This is a genomic window from Novosphingobium sediminicola, from assembly GCF_014196525.1.
In the GTDB taxonomy this organism is placed as follows: Bacteria; Pseudomonadota; Alphaproteobacteria; order Sphingomonadales; family Sphingomonadaceae; genus Novosphingobium; species Novosphingobium sediminicola.
In genome coordinates, this window is the sequence record NZ_JACIDX010000054.1 from 1 (window position 1) to 1,211 (window position 1,211).

The 1,211-nt window shown below is 60.7% G+C and carries 1 protein-coding gene and 2 pseudogenes; 2 read left to right on the forward strand and 1 reads right to left on the reverse strand.

The window, feature by feature from the left end; translation table 11 throughout:
- Positions 1-519, forward strand: a pseudogene (locus GGR38_RS23940) (hypothetical protein); the annotation flags it as partial.
- Positions 520-617: 98 nt separating this feature from the next.
- A complete protein-coding gene (locus tag GGR38_RS23945) occupies positions 618-830 on the forward strand; it encodes a hypothetical protein (RefSeq protein WP_183629522.1) in 213 nt (70 codons plus the stop codon).
- A 165-nt stretch (positions 831-995) separates the two neighbouring features.
- Here the strand turns inward: GGR38_RS23945 and GGR38_RS24045 are convergent.
- A pseudogene (locus tag GGR38_RS24045) lies at positions 996-1,127 on the reverse strand (ATP-binding protein); the annotation flags it as partial.
- Positions 1,128-1,211 lie beyond the last annotated feature (84 nt).

Sequence of the window (1,211 nt, forward strand, 5' to 3'; positions counted from 1 at the left end):
AGTCCGGTTTCGTGGGAGGGGAAGAGGATATCCGTACAGGTATCTTCGCCCCTACCCGACTGGAACTCGGAAGTGGGTTCCAAAACGCTGGGGATTGCCACCTTCTACCTGCGCGGGGTCTGCGCCAATCGCTGTCTGTGGGGCGTGGAAAATTTCGACGAGGTCAATATCCGCCACTCGAAATTCGCCGCTGCGCGCTTCGCCCATCAGGCCGCCCCCGCGCTTGAGCATTTTGCCGAAAGCTCGCCCTCGCATTTTATCACCGGCATCAAGGCGGCGCGCGAACGCATCGTTGCCCGCAAGGACGAGGATCGCGAGGATTTCCTGAGGAAGCGCGGCTTCTCCAAAACCGATACCGCAAAGATCATCGAGACCGTGCTGGTCGAGGAGGGCCATCCGCGGCAATCGCTCTACGATTTCGTGCAGGGCATCACGGCTCACGCACGCAGCAAGCCGCATCAGGAAGCCCGCCTCGAACTCGAGGGCAAGGCCCGCAAGCTCCTCGAAAAGGCGCTCTGATCGGCGCGGGATAGCCCGCTCTCTCCCCATCCAGCCCTTCAGGCGGTTCCGGCTCAGCGCCGGCGCCGCCTTTCTCTTGTCCGCGAAGGATATCAGCCATGCGCGAGAATATTATGCCTGCCTTGCAGACGTTTCAGGTCGAGGTCGCCTTTTTCAGTGGCGATGAATGCTATGCCAGTGAGACCTATAATGTGGAGGCCGCCAACTGGTACAGCGCCGAGCAGGCCGCCCTCGAGATGTCGGGGGGCAGTGCTTATGACGATCCCCGCGTGCCCGATCTGCACCGCGAGGTCTGCGCCCGCGCCTGCTGAGACCGGGGGTTTAAATCACGCTGGCGGCGGCATGATATCGGATATTCACGCGATGCCGCCGCCTGTTGAGTAGCGCCGAGAATTGACCCGGGATTATCACTAAGAATTGACCCGGGTGGATGTGGGTTATGTGCTGCCCCTGACGGGCACGGTCAAGAGTTGGATTTATCCCTTTCTGGCTTTGGGAGCAGCGGAACTGGCCCTGAAGCGGAAGCTGTCATTGCCCGTCTCGAGGATGTGGCAATGGTGGGTGAGGCGATCGAGCAGGGCGGTCGTCATTTTGGCGGAGCCGAACATCGGGCGTTACCCCTGAGTTTGAAGGGCTCATACAGCATGTCACAGTGACTGCGCGCCGAGACGGACTGTTTGGTCATCGGCTTG